The organism is Glycomyces sp. NPDC021274, from assembly GCF_040641195.1.
Lineage (GTDB): Bacteria > Actinomycetota > Actinomycetes > Mycobacteriales > Micromonosporaceae > Glycomyces.
Genome location: NZ_JBFADC010000001.1, coordinates 82648 through 103537, shown reverse-complemented (window position 1 = coordinate 103537; position 20890 = coordinate 82648). Strand labels below are relative to the sequence as shown.

The following is a 20890-nucleotide window of genomic DNA, read 5'->3' as shown; positions in this document are numbered from 1 at the left end:
AAGCGGCGCTCGGCCGCGAATCTCACAAAGCGGGCGGCCGCTCGTGCGGAGCGCACCGTCTCGGCCGTGACCTGTGGGGTCTGACATGCGAGCGGTGTTCCAGGATTCGGAATGCGGCAGGTCGGTAAGGAGCCGTTAACGCGTTGGACATACCATTGGCCGCGACGACGCAGCGCCGCGCCCGGTCCTCCGTCTCTCCTTACCTTTGCGAGGTATCCATGACCGAACCGAAACCCGTCGTGGTCATTGCCGACCCGCTAGCGCCCGCCGCGGTCGAAGTCCTCTCCGGAGACTTCGACGTCCGGGAGATCGACGGTACGAACGTGGAGTCCCTCCACGCCGCGCTGGTCGAGGCGGATGCCGTGATCGTCCGCTCCGCCACCACCATCAACGCGGCCGCGCTCGAGCACGCGCCGAAACTCAAGGTCATCGCGCGCGCCGGCGTCGGGCTCGACAACGTCGACCTGCCCGCCGCCACCGAACGCGGCGTCATGGTCGTCAACGCGCCGACCTCCAACATCGTCTCCGCCGCCGAGCAGGCCATCACGCTGCTGCTCGCCAGCGCCCGCCACATCGCCCGAGCCGACGCCTCGCTGCGCGCCGGGCGCTGGGACCGCAAGAAGTTCACCGGTGTCGAGATCCAGGGCAAGACCCTCGGCGTCATCGGCTTCGGCAAGATCGGGCAGCTCGTCACCACCCGCATGCAGGCCTTCGACATGGACGTGGTCGCGTACGACCCGTACGCCCAGCCCGCGATCGCCGCGAAGCTCGGCGTGAAGCTCGTCGACCTCGACACGCTGCTGGCCGCCTCGGACTTCATCACGATCCACCTGCCGAAGACGCCCGAGACCGTGGGCATCCTCGGCGAGGACGCGTTCAACAAGGTCAAGCCGGGTGTGCGCATCGTCAACGCCGCGCGCGGCGGGCTCATCGACGAAGAGGCGCTCGCGGTCGCGCTGCAGGACGGCCGCGTGGCCGCCGCCGGCCTCGACGTGTTCGTCAAGGAGCCGTGCACCGATTCGCCGCTGTTCGCGCTCGACAACGTGGTCGCCGCCCCGCACCTGGGCGCGTCCACGCGCGAGGCGCAGGACAACGCGGGCCTGGCGGTCGCCAAGAGCGTCCGCCTCGCCCTCTCCGGCGAGTTCGTGCCGGACGCTGCGAACGTGCAGGCCGGGGGTGTCGTCCACGAGGACGTGCGCCCGCTGCTGCCGCTCGCCGAGCGCCTGGGCCGCACGTTCAACGCGCTCACGGGCGCGCCGGTCCAGTCGCTCACGGTCGAGGTCCGCGGCGACGTCGTCGACCACGACGTCACGGTGCTGCAGCTCGCGGCCACCAAGGGCCTGTTCGTGGACGTGGCCGACTCGGTCACCTACGTGAACGCGCCGCTCGTGGCCGACCAGCGCGGTGTCGAGGTCGGCCTGTTCACCTCGAAGGAGTCGCCGGAGTACCAGACGCTGCTGACGCTGCGCGGTGCGCTCGTCGACGGCCGGAGCCTCACGGTCTCGGGCACGATCAGCCCGGGTCCGCACGGCGGCCTGCGCCTGACCGAGATCGACGGCTTCGAGCTCGACATCGACCTGGACGGCTCGCTGCTGTTCCTGCGCTACACCGACCGTCCCGGCGTCGTCGGCCTCATCGGCGGCGCGCTCGGCGACCTGGGCATCAACATCGCCGCGATGCAGGTGGCCCGCAAGGCCGCCGGCGGCGAGGCGGTCATGGCGATGGCCCTGGACGCTCCGGTGCCGTCCGAGCTGCTCGGCCGCATCAAGGCGTCGGTCGGCGCGAGCGGCGTCAAGTCGGTGACCCTGCAGGACTAGCGCCTGTCCGGTGTCCGCTTTTGTGGCGTTCGCCGGTCCGGTTCCACCTGCTGAGAGTCGTTCGTCGGAATGCGGGACGGGTGCGTTAAGGTGAACGCACTCGCCCGCATTCCGCGTTTCCCCGGGAAGTACTGACCGATGGGGAACCGGCCGGTCCCAGACCGGAAGCGGCGCACCAGTTCGCGTCAGCGACTGAGGACGGAATCAGAGAGGCAGCATGAGCAGGATCGCGGTCATCCCGGGCGACGGGATCGGGCAAGAGGTCATCGCCGAGGCGCAGAAGGTGCTCGCCGTGGCCCTTCCCGGCTACGAGTCGACCGAGTACGACCTGGGCGCCCGCCTGTACAACCGCACCGGCGAGGTCCTCCCCGAGGGCGTCCTGTCCGAACTGGACGAGCACGACGCGATCCTCCTGGGCGCCATCGGCGACCCGTCGGTCCCGCCGGGCGTCCTCGAGCGCGGCCTGCTGCTGAAGCTCCGCTTCGAGTTCGACCAGTACGTGAACCTGCGGCCCAGCCGCCTCTACCCGGGCGCGCCCACGCCGCTGGCCGACGTGAAGCCCGGCGACATCGACTTCGTGGTCGTCCGCGAGGGCACCGAGGGCCTGTACACCGGCGCCGGCGGGAACCTCCACACCGGATCGGCGGCCGAGATCGCCACCGAGGAGTCCCTGAACACGCGCTACGGCACCGAGCGGGTCATCCGCGACGCCTTCGAGCGCGCCAAGCGCCGCCGCGGCCACCTCACGCTGGTCCACAAGACCAACGTGCTCGTGCACGCCGGCGGGCTCTGGAAGCGCACCTTCGACGAGGTCGCCGCCGAGTACCCGGACATCACCACCGAGTACCAGCATGTGGACGCCGCCGCCATGTTCCTGGTGAACCGGCCCCACACGTTCGACGTGATCGTCACCGACAACCTGTTCGGCGACATCCTCACCGACATCGCGGCCGCGGTGACCGGCGGTATCGGCCTGGCCGCCACCGGTTCGATCAACCCCGACCACACGCACCCGTCGACGTTCGAGCCCGTGCACGGCTCGGCGCCCGACATCGCCGGTCAGGGCATCGCCGACCCGGTCGCCGCGATCTCCTCCACCGCGCTCCTGCTCGAGCACTTGAGCCGCCCCGACGCCGCCGCCGCGGTGAACGCCGCGGTCGAGCGCGAACTCGCCGGACGCGACTCCGGCACCAAGATCCGCACCGGCGAGGTAGGCGACCGAGTAGCCGCCGACGTCGCCGGACAGCTCAGCTAGCACCCAAGCAGCTTCGACGCCCGGCGGGCCAGCGCTCCGACAAGAGCGACTCGCCGGGCGTTTTTCCGTGTCGGCGACGACCGGGCCGCGCGCCGCCCGACCACCTGAACGAGCGGTAAGTTAGGCATCAGGACCAAATACAGCACCACACCCGAGCCACTTGCACTGAAGGACAGATCAATGACCAGCGACGGTCTTCCCGACCTGCGGCACGAGCCGCACCCGAACCCGACCCCGGCCGCCGAGCGCGCCGCGCTCATCGCCGACCCCGTGTTCGGCACCGTGTTCACCGACCACATGTTCCAGATGACCTGGACCGAGGGACGCGGCTGGCACAGCGCCACCGTCAAGCCCTACGGCCCGCTCACGCTCTCCCCGGCCGCGGCGGTCCTGCATTACGCCCAGGAGATCTTCGAGGGCCTCAAGGCCTACCGGTACCCGGACGGCGGCATCGGCCTGTTCCGCGCCGAGGCCAACGCCCGCCGCCTCAACCTCTCGGCGCAGCGCATGGCCATGCCGAATTTGCCGGAGGAGTGGTTCCTCGCCTCGATCCGCGAGCTCCTCGCCGTCGACGGCGACTGGGTGCCGAGCCAGGAGGAGGCCAGCCTCTACCTGCGCCCGTACATGTTCGCGTCCGAGGCGTTCCTCGGCGTGCGCCCGGCCAAGGAGTTCACGTACCTGGTCATCGCCTCCCCGGCGGCCGCCTACTTCAAGAACGGCCCGAAGCCGCTCAACCTGTGGGTCTCCGAGGAGTTCAACCGGGCCGGGCCCGGCGGCACCGGTGCGGCCAAGTGCGGCGGCAACTACGCCGCGAGCCTGCTGCCGCAGGCCGAGGCCATCGAGCACGGCTGCGACCAGGTGGTCTTCCTCGACGCCGTCAAGTACGAGAACGTGGACGAGCTCGGCGGCATGAACCTGTTCTTCGCCTACGAGAACGACCGGGTCCTGTACACGCCGAAGCTCGGCACGATCCTCCCCGGCATCACCCGCGACGCGATCTTCACGCTCGCGACCGAGGCGGGCTGGGAGGTCCGCGAGACCGACTACTCGCTCGCCCGCTGGCGCGAGGACGCCGAGAACGGCGCCCTCTCCGAGGCCTTCGCGTGCGGCACGGCCGCCGTGATCACCCCGGTCGGCACCGTCAAGGGCCGCAGCGGCGAGTTCAAGGTCAACGGCGGCGAGGCCGGCAAGTTCACCATGCAGCTGCGCCAGACCATCCTCGACCTCCAGCACGGCCGCGTCGAGGACACCCACGGCTGGACCACCAAGGTCGCCTAGCGGCAGGCCGGTCAGCGGCACCGCCGTCACGATCGGCACTGTCGTCAAGATGGCACTGCCGAGCAGACGGTCGCTTGACGCCCTCCTGCCGTTGCCCGTCGCCGGAAATCGGGACCATTCCCGGTCCCCTTCCCGTACCTTGATATCCACGCGTGTCAAGGCTCGGGGAGGGGACTTTGGGCGACGTCACCATCGACCTGAACCGGTTCGGGGTCGAACGCGGCCGCATGTGGCAGGCCGTCGTCGCGGCCCTGGCCATCGCGCTGCCGCTGGTGTTCTGGATCGGCATCGAACGCGCCCTCGGCGACTCCGTGCAGCAGATCGACGCCGGCGAGACCCTCTACCTCCAGTCCTACCCCGTCACCGGCGCCAGCCTCGAGTTCACGCTGCCCGGCGAGGGCTGGACCTCCCCGGGCATCCACATGGCCGACCAGCGCCAGAACTTCCGCCACGGTGCCCTCACCGCCGCCGTCGAGGTCGACACCCACGTCGAGAGCCTCGAGAACCTCCTCGTCCGCCGCGCCGACCCGATCACCGCCGAACGCGGCTACGCCTACAACAACGAGCGCCCCTACACGAACGCCGCCTCGGGCCTCTCGGGCTACCGCGCCGACATCGTCGGCCTCGACACCGCCGGATCGATCACCGTCGTCGGCGAGGACGGCGGCGCGGCCGCGATCCTCATCCTCATCGCCCCGGGCGACGACCCCGGCAGCGCCACCGTCGACCCGGACCCGTTCATCGACGCGTTCCGACTGGAGGGCGAGTGAACGTCCGGACCGAACGCGTAGTAGTCGAGAGCCAGGGCGCCTTCGTCCGCATCCGGCGCCCCGCCTACTGGCTCTTCGTCGCCTGCCTCGTCTACGGCCTGCTCGAACTCGGCCGCGTCCTCTCGCCCGACTACGGCGACATCGCGACCGCCCTGTGGGCCTCCATCGGCGTGAACGCCGTGCTCGCGTACTTCTTCCTCGACATCCTGGCCCGCCTCGACCTCTTCGAGCGCGAGCCGCCCACGGTGCGTGCCGCCGCCATGTGCTGGGGCGGCCTCGCCGCCGTTGCCTTCGCGATGTTCGCGAACGACGCCGCGATCGTCGTCCTCGCCGAGTTCACGGACGCCCAGTGGGCCCGCACCTGGGGCCCGCCCATCGTCGGGCCGCTCAACGAGGAGTGGCTCAAGGCCATGGGAGTGGTCATGCTCGTCCTCATCGTGCGCGAGCACTTCGACCGCTCCATCGACGGCCTCATCTACGGCGCGCTCGTGGGCCTGGGCTTCCAGGTCGTCGAGAACCTCACGTACGCCATCAAGTACGCGGTCATGAACCCGAACTCCGACCTCACCGGCGCGCTCACCGTCACGTTCACGCGCGTCCTCGTCGCCGGGCCGTGGTCCCACCCGCTGTACACCGGCGCGGCCGGGCTCGGCATCGCGTTCTTCGTGACCCAGACCCGGCGGCGCCTCAGCACCCGCATCGGCGTCGCCGCGGGCCTGTACGCGCTGGCCCTGGCGATGCACGGCCTGTGGAACATGCCGCTGCCCTCGAGCATGCCGCCCGCGCTGGGGATCCCGCTCAGCTACGGCAAGGGCCTGATCATCCTGGGCCTGTTCTTCGTGCTCTACCATTTCGCGGCCCGCGCGGAATGGCACTGGTTCGTGACCACGATGTCCGATCAGGACGAAGGGATCATCACGGCCGACGACCTCACCGAGATGCGGTCGCTGCGCAGCAGGCGCAAGGCCCGGCAGCACGCGCACAAGGAGTGGGGCAAGGAGGCCTCGAGCCTGCTCGGGCAGCTGCACCGGGAGCTGGTGAACCTGGCGACGCTCGTCGCCCGCGACCAGCGACGCGGTGAGACGTTGGAGGACGGGCCCGACGTGGCCGCCGTGAAGCGCAACATCGCCGCGATCAGGGCCGAGCTCGACGAAGCGAAGGGGCGACGCGCCGTCAGCGTGGGCGCCGCGCAGTGAACGGCCCGGCCTCACGGTCATGGTGCTTCGGGCGCCGCGGGCGTCGCTCAATGAACAGCCCGGACCTCACGGTCACGGCGCTTCGGCGCGGGTGCCGCGGGCGTCGCCTCACCGAGATCGTGCGAGAGGTCAGCGGATGCCAAGCGCCGCAAGCGGTCTCAGTCGATGCGGCTCTTGCGGGGGACCGGCGCACTGGAGCCCCGCAGGGCCTGGTCGGCACTCGACTCGGTCGTCGGCGCGGCGGTCGGGTCCGTGGTCGGGGTGTCGGTCGTGGGCACTGAAGCGCTCGGCGTCGGCTCCGCCGTCGTCGGCGCGTCAGTGGTCGGCTCCTCGGTGGGCGTCTCGGTCGGCTCGTCCGTGGTCGGCTCGTCGGTCGGTTCCTCCGTCGGCTCCTGCGTGGGCGTCGGCGACGTGCTGCCCTCCTCGACCGGGCGCGAGGTCTCCTCGCCGATCGGCACCAGCCCGGGCGACTCGCCGGTGTTCCGGCTCCGCGCTTCGCTCGACGCTTCGCCCAATGCCGGGGCCGACGCCGCAGGATCGGCGGTCTCGTCTGCGGCGGAAGGCGACGACGAGGCCCCTTCCTCCGCGTCCTGACCGGTCGTGTCCGCGCCCAGGCCGAACCAGCCGTCGGTGATGTCCGAGCCTTCGTCGGCCAGGTCCTGGAGGCCCGGCACGGGCTCGCGGAGCAGCGCGCCGGTCGCGATCATGCCGCCCGCGACCGCCACCACCGCGATCGCACCGGCCCGCCGGAAGCGCCGCGACTGGCGCAGATCGTAACCGAGGGAACGGAATGCGCCCCTGGTCTCGCGCCCGATGGCGCCGAAGAGTCCCACTGTTGTCCCACCGTCCGTTTCATGTCCTTCACTCGTATCAACGAGCGAGGCGACCGGTGGTAACCGTTGGGTCACCCGTGCGGGTGTCAATCGGCCCGTTCGGGTGAACCCGTGCCGACCGAAAACCCGAATTCCAACGTGGAGGGTCCTCAGAAGTCGCGCTTCACGGCTTTGACCAGCAGTCCGGCGAAGACCTGCAGCGCGGCCGGGTCGACATCGGCGCGCGAGTCCTCCAGCGCCGCTTCGGCTTCCGCCGCAAGCGACGCGATGCGCTCTTCCGTGTCGGCCAGTGCCCCCGTGTCCATCAGGACCGCTCGCAGCCGCTGCACCCCGGCCTCGTCGAGCTCCGGGTCGCCCAGCCCCGCGTCCAAGGCCGCCCGCTGCGCCGCGTCGGCCGCCGCCGAGGCCCGCGCGATGAGGAACGTGTGCTTGCCCTCCCGCAGGTCGTCCCCGGCCGGCTTGCCCGTCTGCGCCGGGTCGCCGAACACCCCGAGCACGTCGTCGCGCAACTGGAACGCCTCGCCCAGCGGCAGCCCGATCGCCGAGTAGTGCTCCCGCACCCGCTCCGGTGCGCCGGCCAGCGACGCGCCGATCAGCATCGGCCGCTCGATCGTGTACTTCGCGGACTTGTACCGCGCCACCTTCGCCGCCGTCGCCTCCGAGACGTCCCGGCGCACCTCCGACAACACGTCGAGGTACTGCCCGGCGCTCACCTCGGTGCGCATCAGGTCGAAGTCCCGCCGCGCGGCGGCCACCAAGGCGAACGGCATCCCCGCCGAGCAGAACAGCTCGTCAGACCACGCCAGGCACAGGTCCCCGAGCAGGATCGCCGCCGCCGCACCGAACCCGCCGGGCCGTCCCGACCAGCCCTCGCTCTCGTGCAGCGCCGCGAACCGCCGGTGGATCGAGGGCATCCCGCGGCGCGTGTCCGAACCGTCGATGAGGTCGTCGTGCATCAGCGCCGACGCCTGCAGCAGCTCCAGCGACGCCACGCACGCCACGAGCTCAGGGGAATCGGCGAGCCCCGCACCCCGCGCACCCCAGTACGCGAACGCCGGCCGCAGCCGCTTGCCGCCCCGCAGCACGAAATCGCGCACCGCGTCCGCATACGCACCGAGACTGGGGTCGATCCCGCAGATCACGGCGGCCTGCCGGTCCAGGAAGACGGTCAGGGCGGCGTCGATGCGGTCGTTGAGCTCCACGGTTCGAACCCTAGGCTCACACCGTTCCATCCCAACTATTGGGTGGTCGCCAGTGCAGGTCAGCACACGTGTACCCAGGCCGTTACATTTGCAGGCATGACTCTCGGAGTGCCCAGCGTGATGCCGCAGAAGACCGCCAAGATCGGTGATCTGCTGCGCTCGGGCATGCCGAAGTTCTCCTTCGAGATGTTCCCGCCCCGCGACGAGCAGGCCGACGCCGTCCTCTGGCGCACCATCCGCGCCCTCGAAGGCCAGAACGCCGACTACGTCTCCGTCACCTACGGCGCGGGCGGCTCGACCCGGCAGAAGACCGTCGAGACCACCGAGCGGATCAACTCCGAGACCACCCTCCTGACCATGGCCCACTGCACGGCCGTGAACCACTCCATCGCCGAGCTGCGCAACCTCATCGGCCACTTCGCGAACGTCGGCGTGCGCAACATCCTCGCCGTGCGCGGCGACCCGCCAGGCGACCCGCGCGCCGACTGGGTCAAGCACCCCGACGGCGTCCTCCACGCCCGCGAACTCGTCGAACTCATCAAGGAGTCCGGCGACTTCAGCGTGGGCGTCGCCGCCTTCCCCGAAGGGCACCCGCGCGACGCCGACTGGGACACCGGCGTGCGCCACTTCGTCGAGAAGTGCCGCGCCGGCGCCGACTTCGCGATCACCCAGATCTTCTACGACGTGGACGACTACCTGCGCCTGCGCGACGCCGTCGCCGCCGCCGGCTGCGACATCCCCATCGTCCCGGGCATCATGCCCGTCACCAACATCAAGCAGATCGAGCGGTTCGCGGTCCTCACCGGCATGAGCTTCCCCGAAGCGCTCGCCGAACGCCTCCGCGCCGTCGCGGACGACCGCGACGCCATCCGCGACATCGGCGTCGAAGTCGCCACCGACATGGGCTCCCGGCTCCTCGCCGAAGGCGCCCCGGGACTGCACTTCACCACCCTCAACCACTCCCGCTCCACCCGTCGCGTCTGGCAGAACCTCCGCCCGTGACGCGGCGGCCGCTGTCGGCTACCCGATCGAGGGATGGCAGTCACCGCACAGACACGTAGAGTCCTCTTCTATGTTCGATGCTGCGAATGCGCGGTTGGTGCCGTCTGCTACAACAACATCCATGCGCACCCGTGTGCCCGCCGACTCCCTTGTAGGCAGGGTCATCCTCTCCACCCGATTCCAGCCCGGGGCCGTCGTCGGCGTCGGACTCGTCGCGAGCCTCCTCATCCCCCTCTGCGTCCTCCTCGGCGGCCCGGTCATCCTGGTCACCTTGCCGCTCATCGGGATCACGGCGCTGGCCGACTCCTCGTACGCGCTCCTGGCAGCCCGCTCGACGAGCCTCTCCCGGCGGGTCCTGGTGTTCGAGCCGCTCGCCGCTCGCCTCTCGGAGGGCGCTTGGCTCGTCGCGCTGTGGCTCCTCGGCGCGCCCGGCTGGGCCGTCACGATCACCGGTGGGCTGTGCTGGATGTACGTGCTGACCCGCAACCGGTCCCGGCAGGTGGGCCTGCGCGACCTCGGCATGACCACGATGGGGGAGCGGTCCGTCCGCGAACTCGTGGTCGCCCTCGGCTTCGGCGCGGCAGGTGTGATCGCCGTCGCGGGCGGCGGGCAGTACGAGCAGTGGATCGGCGGCGCGATCACCATCGCGGTGACCGCCTGGATGCTGCTGGCGGCGTTGGGCCTGCTGCAATTGGTCATCGTGGTCTCGACGGCGCTGCGCAACGACTGAACCGGCGCGCGCCACGACCGGGGCGGCGAGGCTGTCGTACCCCGGCGCATCGCGTCTGGCCGGTACGCCGCGTCCGGCGCGGCGGAACTGTCGTACTCCGGCGCACTGCCTATGGCCAGCACGGCACGCGACTGACGTGGCGGAACTGTCGTACCCCGGTGCCACCCTTGTCATCGGGGGCCCAGCGATGCCCGTTTTGAAGGGCAGGGCCGGAAATGCGGGGATCGTTCCGGCCGGGAATGATCCGAGGCGCACTTGCGTTGTCCACAGAATGCGCTACGAGAACATCACCGACGACCAGATCGCCGCCTTCATCGACTCCGACTCGAGGCCGCGCCAGATCCCCGAGGAGACTCGGCGGCTGCGCGACGCCGAGGAGATGCTCGCCCTCAAGGACCCGCTCGGGGCCCTGCAGTTCCTCGCGCCGCTCCTGCGCGACCACCCGGACCACCCGGACGTCATGCTCGTCGCCGCGCGCGCCTACTTCAAGTCGGCGCAGCTGAACAAGGCGCTCGAGCTCACCGAGAAGATGGTCGAGGCCAACCCGGCGGACTTCTACGCCCGACTGCTGCTGGGCCGCACGCTCCAGCGGCTGGGCCGCGCCGAGGAGGCCCGGGGCCACCTCCGCATGGTCCACGAGATCGCCGAGTAGCCCGACGAGCGCGGGCCGCGAAGCGCAGGCGCCCGCGTTTTTTCGAACACCCGGTGTGCCTCAGGCAATCGGAAGGGGTCGTGAACCGTCAGGTTCGCGGCCCCTTTTCCGTTGCCGGGCAATGACAATGCTGTCGGATGGGCGACACTCCGTAGCCAATTGCTGATTTCGGGCGACGATGGGGGTTGGAAATGTCGGACCCGTGTGGTTCCATATTTCTCGAACGCAAGTTCGAACAAGGTTTAGGAGGCCCACGTCATGGCAGCTTCTCGACCCGCCGCTACCCGATCCGCCTCGCCCGTGGGAACCCGCGGCGCGAGCGGGCCCCGATTGGTGCAAGCGGGCACCGTGCAGAACTCGCGCCTGCGCATTCCCGCCGACCAGCTCCCCAACCGCTCCCCGCTCCAGCTCCTCGCCACCGCCCGCGTCGACCTCGACGATGCGGCGGAGCGCACCCGCCCCGGGGAGCGCTACGCCGAGGCCCATCTGGCCGCCCTCCGGGTGGCCGTGGCCGTGCTCGCCGTGCGGGCGGGCGACGCCACGGGCAGGCGGCGGCCCGGCCGCCCCTCGAGCACCTGGGAGCTGCTGCGGGGCGTGGCCCCGGAGCTGGAGGAGTGGGCCTCGCACTTCGCCCGCACCGCCCGCAAACGGGTGCTCGCGCAGGCCGGTATCCCCGACATCGTCACCCCGGAGGAAGCCGACGCGATCGTCGCCGACGCCCGCCGCTTCCTCGACGTGGTGGTGAGGCTGCTCGGCTTCAGTGCGCTTGCGCGCTGAAGTGGAGGTGCAGTAGCGCGCTTGCGCGCTGAAGGAGCGGTGCGGTAGTGCGCTCGCGCACTGAAGCAGGGGGGCAGCAATGCGCTCAGGGGCGCAGTAGCGCGCTCGCGCGCTGAGCAACCCGCGCCGCGCGGAGCAGCCGCGGCGGCTCTGCGGCGTGACCTGCGTGACGTCCGCCGTGGCGGGCGGCACGGCCGACTCGCTGCGGCACGGGCGGTTATACGATTGCTGCCGGCACCGAGTTCTCGAGAGAATGTCATTGGCCCCGGCCCGCGAAGCGGGCCTCGGCGCGGCGTTCCGGGCGAGTCCTGCGGGCCGCGGACCGGCTCCGCCGGTCAATCGACCAATCGTTTCCTTCGAGGAGTTTTGAACCCGTGTATCGGACACACCTCGCCGGCACGCTGAGTGCCGCTGACGTCGACCAGCAAGTCACCCTCGCCGGATGGGTGGCGCGTCGCCGCGATCACGGCGGGGTGGAGTTCGTGGACCTGCGCGACGCCTCTGGCGTCGTCCAGGTCGTCTTCCGCGACTCGGAGGCCGCCGAGGCCGCCCAGAAGCTGCGCAACGAGTACTGCGTCTCCGTCACCGGCACCGTCGCGCGCCGCCCCGAAGGCAACGAGAACCCCGAGCTGCCCACCGGCCAGATCGAGATCACCGCGACCGACCTCACGGTGCTCTCCGAAGCCGCGCCGCTGCCGTTCCAGATCGACGACCACGTGGACGTCTCCGAGGACATCCGGCTGCGCCACCGCTACCTCGACCTGCGACGCACCGGCCCCAACAACGCGATCCGCTTGCGCTCCAAGGCGAACCACATCGCACGCAACCTCCTCGTCGAGGACGGCTACGTCGAGATCGAGACCCCGACGCTGACCCGCTCCACCCCCGAGGGCGCCCGCGACTTCCTCGTCCCCGTGCGCCTCCAGCCTGGCACCTGGTACGCCCTCCCGCAGTCCCCGCAGCTGTTCAAGCAGCTCCTCATGGTCGGCGGCTTCGAGAAGTACTTCCAGATCGCCCGCTGCTACCGCGACGAGGACTTCCGCGCCGACCGCCAGCCCGAGTTCACCCAGCTCGACATCGAGGCCTCCTTCGTCGACCAGGACGACATCATCGACCTGGGCGAGCGCGTCGTCCAGGCCCTCTGGTCCGAGCTCGCCGACCACGAGATCCAGCTGCCGATCCCGCGCATGACCTGGCACGACGCCATGGACCGCTACGGCTCGGACAAGCCCGACCTCCGCTTCGGCCAGGAACTCGTCGAGCTCACCGACTACCTGCGCGGCACCGAGTTCCGCGTCTTCGCGGGCGCGATCGACGCCGGCGGCTACGTCGGCGCGGTCGTCATGCCCGGCGGCGCCTCCCAGACCCGCAAGGAGCTCGACGGCTGGCAGGACTGGGCCAAGGCGCGCGGCGCCAAGGGCCTCGCCTACATCACCTTCAACGCCGAGACCGGCGAGCCGAAGGGCCCCGTCGCCAAGAACCTCTCCGAGGAGCACCTGGCCGGGCTCGCCGACGCCGTCGGCGCCAAAGCCGGCGACGCCGTGTTCTTCGCCGCCGCCACCGACCGCCGCGAGGCCCAGGAACTGCTCGGCGCGGCCCGCCTCGAGGTCGGCAAGCGCGTCGGCCTCATCGACCCCGACGCCTGGGCGTTCTGCTGGGTCGTCGACGCGCCCATGTTCGAGCCCACCGAGAACGGCGGCTGGACCGCGGTCCACCACCCGTTCACCTCGCCCAACCCGGAGTGGATCGACAAGTTCGAGACCGACCCGGCGAACGCGCTCACCTACGCGTACGACATCGTCTGCAACGGCAACGAGCTCGGCGGCGGATCGATCCGTATCCACGACGCCAAGGTCCAGAGCCGCGTCTTCGACCTGCTCGGCCTCTCCCACGAAGAGGCCAAGGACCAGTTCGGCTTCCTCCTCGAGGGCCTGAAGTACGGCACCCCGCCGCACGGCGGCATCGCCCTCGGCTGGGACCGCGTCTGCGGCCTCCTCGCCAAGACCGACTCGATCCGCGACGTCATCGCGTTCCCCAAGTCGGGCGGCGGCATGGACCCGCTGACCTCGGCTCCCACCACCATCACGCCCGAGCAGCGCGCCGAGGCCGGTATCGACTTCGTACCGGAAGAGGAAGCGGGTACCGAAGCGGTTGCCGGTTAGCCCTACGATGTCGTAGTGGGCGGCCCGGGCCTACGGCCCGGGCCGCCGTCTTCGTTCGATGCGTGCCCGGTTGCCCCTCAGCCAATTCCGACTGGCAGGAGTCCGTGAAGGCGGCGGCCGCGGCCCGCTGACGGCTGCTATATGTAACATCCGGCCGATGCAGGAGTAAGAGGAGCGGGTTCGACGTGCAGAGCGGGACCTTGGTGGCGGGTCGCTATCGATTGGACGAGCGGATCGCCGCAGGTGGCATGGGGGAGGTCTGGAAGGGCACCGACACCCGCCTCGGCCGCGCCGTGGCCATCAAGATCCTCCACGCGGGACTGTCGAGCAACGACAAGTTCCGCACCCGCTTCCAGCTCGAGGCCCGAGCCGTTGCGGCCCTGCAGTCCCCGGGCATCGTCGCGCTCTACGACTACGGCGAGGAGACCAACGACGACGGTGAGGTCTCCTACCTCATCATGGAACTCGTGCGCGGCCGCTCGCTCGCCGAGATCCTGCGCGACCGCGGACCCCTGCCGCCCGCCGAGGTCATGCAGATCGTCGCCGCCGCCGCAGACGCCCTCGAGACCGCCCACCGCCACGACATCATCCACCGCGACATCAAACCCGCGAACCTCCTCGTGGACGAGGAGACCGGCGCGGCCAAGATCGTCGACTTCGGCATCTCCGCCGCCCGCGGCGCCTCCGGCCTCACCGAGACCGGCACCGTCATGGGCACCCTCGCGTACGCCTCGCCCGAGCAGCTCAACGGCGCGGAGCTGACCGGCGCCAGCGACCTCTACTCGCTCGGCATCGTCGCCTACGAAATGCTCATGGGCCGCCCGCCGTTCGTCTCCGACACGCCCGTCGCGGTCATGAACGGCCACATGACCCAGGCCCCGCCGCCGCTCTCCCGCGACATCCCCGCCGGAGTCGCCCAAGTCGTGCTCCAATCCCTCCAGAAGGACCCGCGCGCCCGCTACACCTCCGCCGCGGAGATGGCCCGATCCGCCCGCGAGGGCCGCGTCGTCACCGGCGGCATCCCCGTCTCGCCCGCCACCCCGCCCGACGGCCAGCAGACCCAGTACTTCGGCTCCGACCAGACCGCCCTCCTCGGCGCAGGTGTGGGCCCAGGCGGCAACACCGCCGAGCAGCCCACCGGCGCGATGGCGCAGGAAGAGGAGAAGAGCAGCGTCGCACCGTGGCTCATCACCGCCGCCGTGGTCGCCGCGCTGGTCATCATCGGACTGATCATCTGGTGGAACTACACGCAGGGGCCGAACGCCCGGATCGAAGACCCAACCCCGGCCCCGTCGAGCCCGGCGACCAGCGAAGAGGCGCCGACCAGCGAGGCCGAGACCAGCGCCGACGACGATGATGACGACGACGACACCGACTGGAACCCGACCACCGACGAGGAGACCTCGGAGACGCCCAGCGAGACGCCGTCCGAGACACCGACCACTGAGGAGCCGACCTCCGAGGAGCCCACATCTGAGGAGCCGACTTCAGCTGGACCGACTACCACCGATCCGACTGAAGGACCGACGTCGGAAGCCGCCGGCGGTGGAGGCGGCGAAGACACCTGACAGTGACGGCGACGGCCCGCGACTCAGTGCCGCGGGCCGTTCTGCCTCCCTAGCCGCCGATCGGCCGGTACCGCACCAGCTTGTCCTGACCGCCGCCGTTCGAAGTGGCCACCCACAGCCAGCCGTCCGGGCCCAGCTCGACCGTGCGGATGCGGCCGAGCGTGCCTTCCAGCACCGCAACCGGCGCGCCCGCTTCGCCGCCCTCCACGGGCACCGTCCACAAGCGCTGGCCGCGCAGTGCCGCGACGTACATGGTGTCGCCGGCGACCTCGCCGCCCGAGGGCGAGGCCTCTGCGGTCCTCCAGGTGACGAGCGGGTCGACGAACTCCGGATCGCCGCTGGTCCCTTCTGCGTCGGGCCAGCCGTAGTTCGCACCGGGTTCGATGTGGTTGAGTTCGTCCCAGGTGTTCTGGCCGAACTCGGTCGCGTACATTGCGCCGTCCGGACCCCACGAGAGGCCCTGCACGTTCCGGTGCCCGTAGCTGTAGACCGGCGAGCCTTCGATCGGGTTGTCCTCGGGGACGGTTCCATCCGCGTTGACCCGCAGGATCTTCCCGCCGAGGCTCTCGAGGTCCTGCGCGTTCGCGGTGTCGTTCGCGTCGCCAGTGGTGATGTACAGCTTGCCGTCGGGCCCGAAGGCCAGGCGGCCGCCGTTGTGGTTGAGGGCCGCGGGGATCCCGGTGAGGACCGGCTCGGGTTCGAAGTCGTTGAGGTGGAAGCGGACGACCCGGTTGTCCTGCGCGGTCGAGACGTACGCGTACACCCACCCGTCAGTCGCGAAATCGGGGGAGACGGCCAGACCGAGGAGCCCCCGCTCGTCGAACTGGCTCGTGCCGCCCACGACTTCGAGGTTCCCGAGGACCACCGGGTCGGCGTCGGCGGCGACCCGAAGCACGTCGCCCGAGTTGCGCTCGGCCAGGATCCCGGAGCCGTCCGGGAGGAACCCAAGCCCCCAGGGGATCGTGAGGCCGGTGGCGACCGTGTCGCCGGTGCGGAAGTCGAACTCAGGGGTCTGCTCCGGCTCGGCGCCGGGCCCTTCCTGCGCGGATGCGGTGGCCGTACCGAGGGCCAGGGCCGTTCCGACGATGACGGCGCCGACGGCGGTCAACTTGCGTCGCATGGCTGCTCCTTGTCTCTCCTGATGCCGGGTAAGAAAGCGAAGAAATCATGATATAGACGAATATCGATTGAATTGCCATCGTAAGCACGCTTCGGGGCGGATGTCCAGGCAAGCGGCTCCACCGGAATCGATCGAGAATCGTGACATTCGGATGTTCACTTATGTCGATGGTTGGAATAAGCTGACCCCAGCCCCTTGCTGGTTACCGATCACTCGGCCTCCGGCCTGCGTGATCGATTGAGTGAAGAAGGTTGGACAGTGACGTCTAAACGATTCATCGGAGCCGTCGTCGCCATTGCGGCGGTGACGGTTCCCGCCGCCGCGGCGGTCGCCGCCCCGGCTGACGGACCCCTGCTGTGGTACCAGTTCGACGAGGCGGGCGGCGCTGTAGTCGCCGACGCCTCCGGCAACGGCCACGACGGCACCCTTGTGGGGGGAACCTGGCTCGACGACGGTTCGGGCGGCGGCCTGGCGCTCGACGGCGTGGACGACTACGTCGACCTGCCCGACGACCTCCTCGCCGGACTCGACGCGATCACGGTCACCGCCGAGGTCTACATCGAGCCCGCGCAGGCCAGCCCGTACTTCATCTACGGTCTCGGCAACTCCAGCGGCGACTGGGGCGACGGCTACCTCTTCACCACCGGCAACGGCTACCGGACCTCCATCTCCACGTGCCACTGGACCTGCGAGCAGAACGCCTCGAGCGGCCAGAACCTCGCGCGCGGCACCTGGAACCACCTCGCCTACACCCTCGAAGGCGGCACGGCCGTCCTCTACCTGAACGGCCAGGAAGTGGACCGCGAGGCCGTCACGATCACCCCCGGCGACATCGGCTCCGGCTCGACCACCGCCAACTACCTCGGCCGCTCCCTCTACCGCGGTGACCGGTACTTCAACGGCAGGTTCGCGGACTTCCGGATCTACGACGGGGCCCTCGCCCCGGCCGAGATCGGCGAGCAGGCCGCCCGCATCGGCGCCGAGAAGGCCGCCGAGGACGCCGCCGCGATCGACCTCGGCGACACCAGCGCCGTCACCGCCGACCTCGACCTCCCGAACCGGGGCGCGAACGGCTCCCAGATCACCTGGGCCTCAAGCGAACCCGAGGTCATTGCCGCCGACGGCACGGTCACCCGCCCGGCCATGGACGCGGACGACGCGACCGTCACCCTCACGGCAACCGTTATCCTCGGCACTGTGCAAGAACAACGCGACTTCACGGCGACCGTGCTCGCCCAATACGACGACGAAGAGGCGGTCGCCCTCGACGCCGCCGCCATTGCGATCCCGAACCTCGACGACGTCCGCTCGGCGGTCAACCTGCCCACCGCGGGCGCCAACGGCTCCACGATCACCTGGAAGTCCAACCACCCCAATGTGGTCGACACCGACGGCATCGTCAACCGCGACGAGCCCGGCGGCAAGACCCGCAAGGTCAAGCTCACCGCCACCGTCCAGCGCGGCGGCGAGAAGGAGAAGCTGCACTTCACCGCGACGGTGCCGCCGCTCCCGGCCGAGGCCGACCACACCGGCTACTTCTTCACCTACTTCACCGGCGAAGGCACGCCCACCGGCGAGCAGGTCTACGGCGCGCTCAGCGAAGGCAACGACCCGCTGCGCTTCACCGAGCTGAACGACGCCCAGCCGATCCTCACCTCCGACCAAGGCGAGCAGGGCGTGCGCGACCCGTTCCTCATCCGCTCGCCCGAAGGCGACCGGTTCTTCCTCATCGCCACCGACCTCAAGATCAACGGCAACGGCGACTGGAACCGGGCCCAGCGCCACGGCAGCCTCTCGATCATGGTGTGGGAGAGCGACGACCTCGTGAACTGGTCCGAGGGCCGCCTCGTCGAGGTCTCGCCCGAGAACGCCGGCGCCACTTGGGCTCCCGAGGCCTACTGGGACCCCGAGCAGCAGGCGTACGTCGTCTACTGGGCCTCGCCGCTGTTCGCCACCGAGGACCACTCCGAGGGCTTCTACCACCGGATGATGTACGCGACGACCCGCGACTTCGTCAACTTCTCGGAAGCGCAGGTCTGGGTCGACCAGGGGTACTCGACGATCGACTCGACCATGATCGCGTCCGACGGCGTCTACTACCGCTTCACCAAGGACGAGCGCTCGAACTCCTCCTCGACCCCGTGCGGCAAGTTCATCCTCGCCGAGACCGCCACCTCCCTTGCGGCCGACGCCGAATGGCAGTTCCTCGCCGACTGCATCGGGTCCGGGGCCATCAGCGCCGGCGAAGGGCCGCTGATCTTCAAGTCCAACACCGAAGAGAAGTGGTACCTGTTCATCGACGAGTTCGGCGGGCGCGGCTACGTGCCGTTCGAGACCACCGACCTCGCCTCCGGCGAGTGGACCCCGGTGGCGGAGTACGACCTGCCGTCGAGTCCCCGCCACGGCACCGTGCTGCCGATCACTGCCGCCGAGTACGAGCGGCTGCAAAACGCCTGGTAGCGAACCGATAGCGAGGCGGCCTCCGCACCTTGGGTGTGGAGGCCGTCCCCTATGCTCGGCATCGGAACTCGATCTCCCCGAAATTCAGGAGCACCCATGTCTTCCCGTACCGCCACCCGTCTGCTCGGCGCGCTCGCCGTGCCCGCCCTCGCCCTCGGCCTGTCCGCCTGCGGCGCCGACGAGAAGCCCGCCTCCGAGGGCTCCGACGCCCCCGACGAGGGCGCGGTCGCCGCGCTCAGCCCCCAGGACGCGATCCTCGCCTCCGTCGAGAACCTCAACTCCTCCTCGTACAAGATGGACGCCACGATGACCGTCGACGGCATCGAGTTCATGGCCATGACCGGCTCCTACGAGGGCGAGAACTCGCAGGCCACCGCCGACATCTTCATGAGCGCCATGATGGAGGCCTCCGGCGAGACCATGACCGCCGAGGAGGAGGCGATGATGGGCGGCATGCTCGACGACATGCACACCGAGACCGTCGTCGTCGACAAGGTCATGTACATGCAGTTCACCGGCGGCATGTTCGACGCCATGGCCGAGAGCTACGGCGAGGACGCCTGGTTCACCATGGACCTCACCTCGGACGACGCGATGGCCCAGGCCTACGCCCAGTACGGCGGCATGGACCTCGCGCAGCAGACCGAGCTCATCCTGACCGAGCTCGCTGATGTGAAGGAGACCGGCGACGGGGTCTACACCGGCACGCTCAGCGGCGACTCCGAGGCGATGTCGGCCCTGTCCGGCTCCGCGATGGGCGGCGCCGACGCGGCCGCGATGGTCGACGGCACCGAGGTGACCGTGACCCTCGACGACGACGGCCTGCTCAAGTCGATGACCATGACGATGCCCGAGATCGAGGGCATGGCCATGGAGATGACCAGCGAGATCGTGGAGATCGGCGGGACCTACGACATCAAGGCCCCCGAGTCGACGAACCTGCACGACTTCGCGGAGTTCACCGCAGCCATGGGCGGCGGCATGTAACTCCCGCAACGAGAAGGGCCGCCGCGCAGTTGTTGCGCGGCGGCCCTTTCGCGTTCCAGGGCGGACGCCGCGATGCCGTCAGATACATGCCGGCGATGAGAAGGGATGTGCGTCATACCTTGTAGTGCATGGTGGCACTTTGACTCTCTGATGGCATCACTCTCCGGCTCACCCTCCAGAAGGGACACACATGTCCGTCCACACCCTCAACCGCGCCGCCGGTGCCGCAGCCGTCGCCGCCCTCGCCCTCGTCCTCGCCGCCTGCAGCGACGACGCGGGCTCCGGCGACCAGGACTCCGGCGACAGTGCCGCTACGGAAGCCCCCGCCGCGGACCTCACACCGCAAGAGGCCCTGCTCGCCTCGGTCGACGGCCTCGGCGACGACTCCTACACACTGGAGTCGACCATGACCCTCAACGGGATGGACTACCTGGTCTTCATCGAGACACAGGACGGCGACGCGCGCCGAACCTCCAATGACCTGTACTGGAGCATCCTTCCCGATGCCATGGGCCTCACCGAGGAAGAGGCGTCCTACATGGGCGACTTCTTCACCGACTCCCACACCGAGATGATCACCGTCGGGGACACCGTCTACGTGCAGTACAGCGGCAGCGACGACGCCGCGATCGCCGAGGAGTTCGGTGCGGACGCGTGGTTCACGAAGGACGCGACGGACGACGCCGACATCGAGGCCGGAGCCGGCTTCGGGAACGCGGGGATCATCGGCGAGCTCACCGACGTCAAGGAGACCGGCGACGGCGTCTACACGGCCGTCCTGCCCGCTGATTCGGCGGCCATGCAGGAGCTGGTCGGCGCGGGCGCCGACGAGGAGGCCGTGCCGGTGGACGGCGCGGTGATCATCGAACTCGACGAGAACGGCGTGTTCAAGCGGATGTCGATGGAGGTGCCCGAGTCCGGCGGCATGGCCTACACGTTCGTCAGCGAGCTCACCGAGACCGGCGTCGACTACGACATCAAGGCCCCCGACTCGGCCAACCTGCACACCCATGAGGAGTACGAGGCCGCGATCCTCGGCGCCTGATGCGCGCAGGGAGGGCCGCCGCGCCGGCGTTCGGCG

At 69.9% G+C, this 20890-nt stretch carries 17 protein-coding genes; 14 read left to right on the top strand and 3 right to left on the bottom strand.

The features are described 5' to 3' along the window. Positions 1-218 precede the first annotated feature (218 nt). The 5 genes from serA (at position 219) to AB0I03_RS00425 (ending at position 6316) form a co-directional block, all read left to right on the top strand. Positions 219-1817 (top strand): phosphoglycerate dehydrogenase, encoded by a 1599-nt coding sequence (serA, locus tag AB0I03_RS00445; RefSeq protein ID WP_360404032.1) that lies wholly within the window; start codon positions 219-221, stop codon positions 1815-1817. Positions 1818-2034: 217 nt separating this feature from the next. Further along, complete coding sequence (locus AB0I03_RS00440) at positions 2035-3072, top strand: 3-isopropylmalate dehydrogenase (protein ID WP_360404029.1); 1038 nt, start codon at positions 2035-2037, stop codon at positions 3070-3072. Positions 3073-3252: 180 nt separating this feature from the next. Beyond that, positions 3253-4350, top strand: a complete 1098-nt coding sequence (locus AB0I03_RS00435) for a branched-chain amino acid aminotransferase (RefSeq protein ID WP_360404026.1) — start codon at positions 3253-3255, stop codon at positions 4348-4350. A gap of 176 nt (positions 4351-4526) precedes the next feature. After that, entirely contained in the window at positions 4527-5120 is a 594-nt protein-coding gene (locus AB0I03_RS00430; protein WP_360404023.1) for a hypothetical protein, read from the top strand. Then, positions 5117-6316: a PrsW family glutamic-type intramembrane protease gene (locus AB0I03_RS00425; RefSeq protein ID WP_360404020.1), complete on the top strand. Its 1200-nt coding sequence runs from the start codon at positions 5117-5119 to the stop codon at positions 6314-6316. The genes AB0I03_RS00430 and AB0I03_RS00425 overlap by 4 nt, the downstream gene beginning before the upstream one ends. A gap of 158 nt (positions 6317-6474) precedes the next feature. Here AB0I03_RS00425 and AB0I03_RS00420 read toward each other — a convergent pair whose 3' ends face one another. Beyond that, positions 6475-7149: a hypothetical protein gene (locus AB0I03_RS00420; RefSeq protein WP_360404017.1), complete on the bottom strand. Its 675-nt coding sequence runs from the start codon at positions 7147-7149 to the stop codon at positions 6475-6477. Positions 7150-7298: 149 nt separating this feature from the next. Beyond that, the gene (locus AB0I03_RS00415) at positions 7299-8309 is read right to left on the bottom strand and encodes a polyprenyl synthetase family protein (protein ID WP_360405861.1); all 1011 of its coding nucleotides are present in this window, start codon (positions 8307-8309) and stop codon (positions 7299-7301) included. A 138-nt stretch (positions 8310-8447) separates the two neighbouring features. Here AB0I03_RS00415 and metF point away from each other — a divergent pair, with 138 nt between their 5' ends. From metF to AB0I03_RS00385, 6 genes are all read left to right on the top strand, one after another. Next, positions 8448-9353 carry a methylenetetrahydrofolate reductase [NAD(P)H] gene (gene metF / locus AB0I03_RS00410; protein WP_360404014.1) on the top strand — a complete coding sequence of 302 codons (906 nt, stop codon included), beginning with the start codon at positions 8448-8450 and terminating at the stop codon, positions 9351-9353. Positions 9354-9474: 121 nt separating this feature from the next. Further along, entirely contained in the window at positions 9475-10083 is a 609-nt protein-coding gene (locus AB0I03_RS00405) for a hypothetical protein (RefSeq protein WP_360404011.1), read from the top strand. A 271-nt stretch (positions 10084-10354) separates the two neighbouring features. Continuing rightward, entirely contained in the window at positions 10355-10735 is a 381-nt protein-coding gene (locus AB0I03_RS00400) for a tetratricopeptide repeat protein (RefSeq protein ID WP_360404008.1), read from the top strand. 348 nt (positions 10736-11083) lie between these two features. Further along, a complete protein-coding gene (locus AB0I03_RS00395) occupies positions 11084-11512 on the top strand; it encodes an SAV_6107 family HEPN domain-containing protein (protein WP_208498367.1) in 429 nt (142 codons plus the stop codon). A 374-nt stretch (positions 11513-11886) separates the two neighbouring features. Beyond that, on the top strand, positions 11887-13674 hold the full coding sequence (gene aspS, locus AB0I03_RS00390; RefSeq protein ID WP_360404005.1) for an aspartate--tRNA ligase: 1788 nt from the start codon (positions 11887-11889) through the stop codon (positions 13672-13674). Positions 13675-13859: 185 nt separating this feature from the next. Further along, on the top strand, positions 13860-15242 hold the full coding sequence (locus AB0I03_RS00385) for a protein kinase (protein ID WP_360404002.1): 1383 nt from the start codon (positions 13860-13862) through the stop codon (positions 15240-15242). A gap of 49 nt (positions 15243-15291) precedes the next feature. Here AB0I03_RS00385 and AB0I03_RS00380 read toward each other — a convergent pair whose 3' ends face one another. Then, positions 15292-16362, bottom strand: a complete 1071-nt coding sequence (locus AB0I03_RS00380; RefSeq protein ID WP_360403999.1) for a PQQ-dependent sugar dehydrogenase — start codon at positions 16360-16362, stop codon at positions 15292-15294. A gap of 258 nt (positions 16363-16620) precedes the next feature. On the opposite strand from AB0I03_RS00380, the gene AB0I03_RS00375 reads away from it, so the two are divergent. The 3 genes from AB0I03_RS00375 (at position 16621) to AB0I03_RS00365 (ending at position 20854) form a co-directional block, all read left to right on the top strand. Then, positions 16621-18822, top strand: coding sequence for an immunoglobulin-like domain-containing protein (locus AB0I03_RS00375; protein WP_360403996.1), 2202 nt, complete (start codon positions 16621-16623; stop codon positions 18820-18822). 96 nt (positions 18823-18918) lie between these two features. Further along, a complete protein-coding gene (locus AB0I03_RS00370) occupies positions 18919-19809 on the top strand; it encodes a hypothetical protein (protein WP_360403993.1) in 891 nt (296 codons plus the stop codon). A gap of 190 nt (positions 19810-19999) precedes the next feature. Next, positions 20000-20854: a hypothetical protein gene (locus AB0I03_RS00365; RefSeq protein ID WP_360403990.1), complete on the top strand. Its 855-nt coding sequence runs from the start codon at positions 20000-20002 to the stop codon at positions 20852-20854. The last annotated feature ends 36 nt before the right edge of the window (positions 20855-20890 follow it).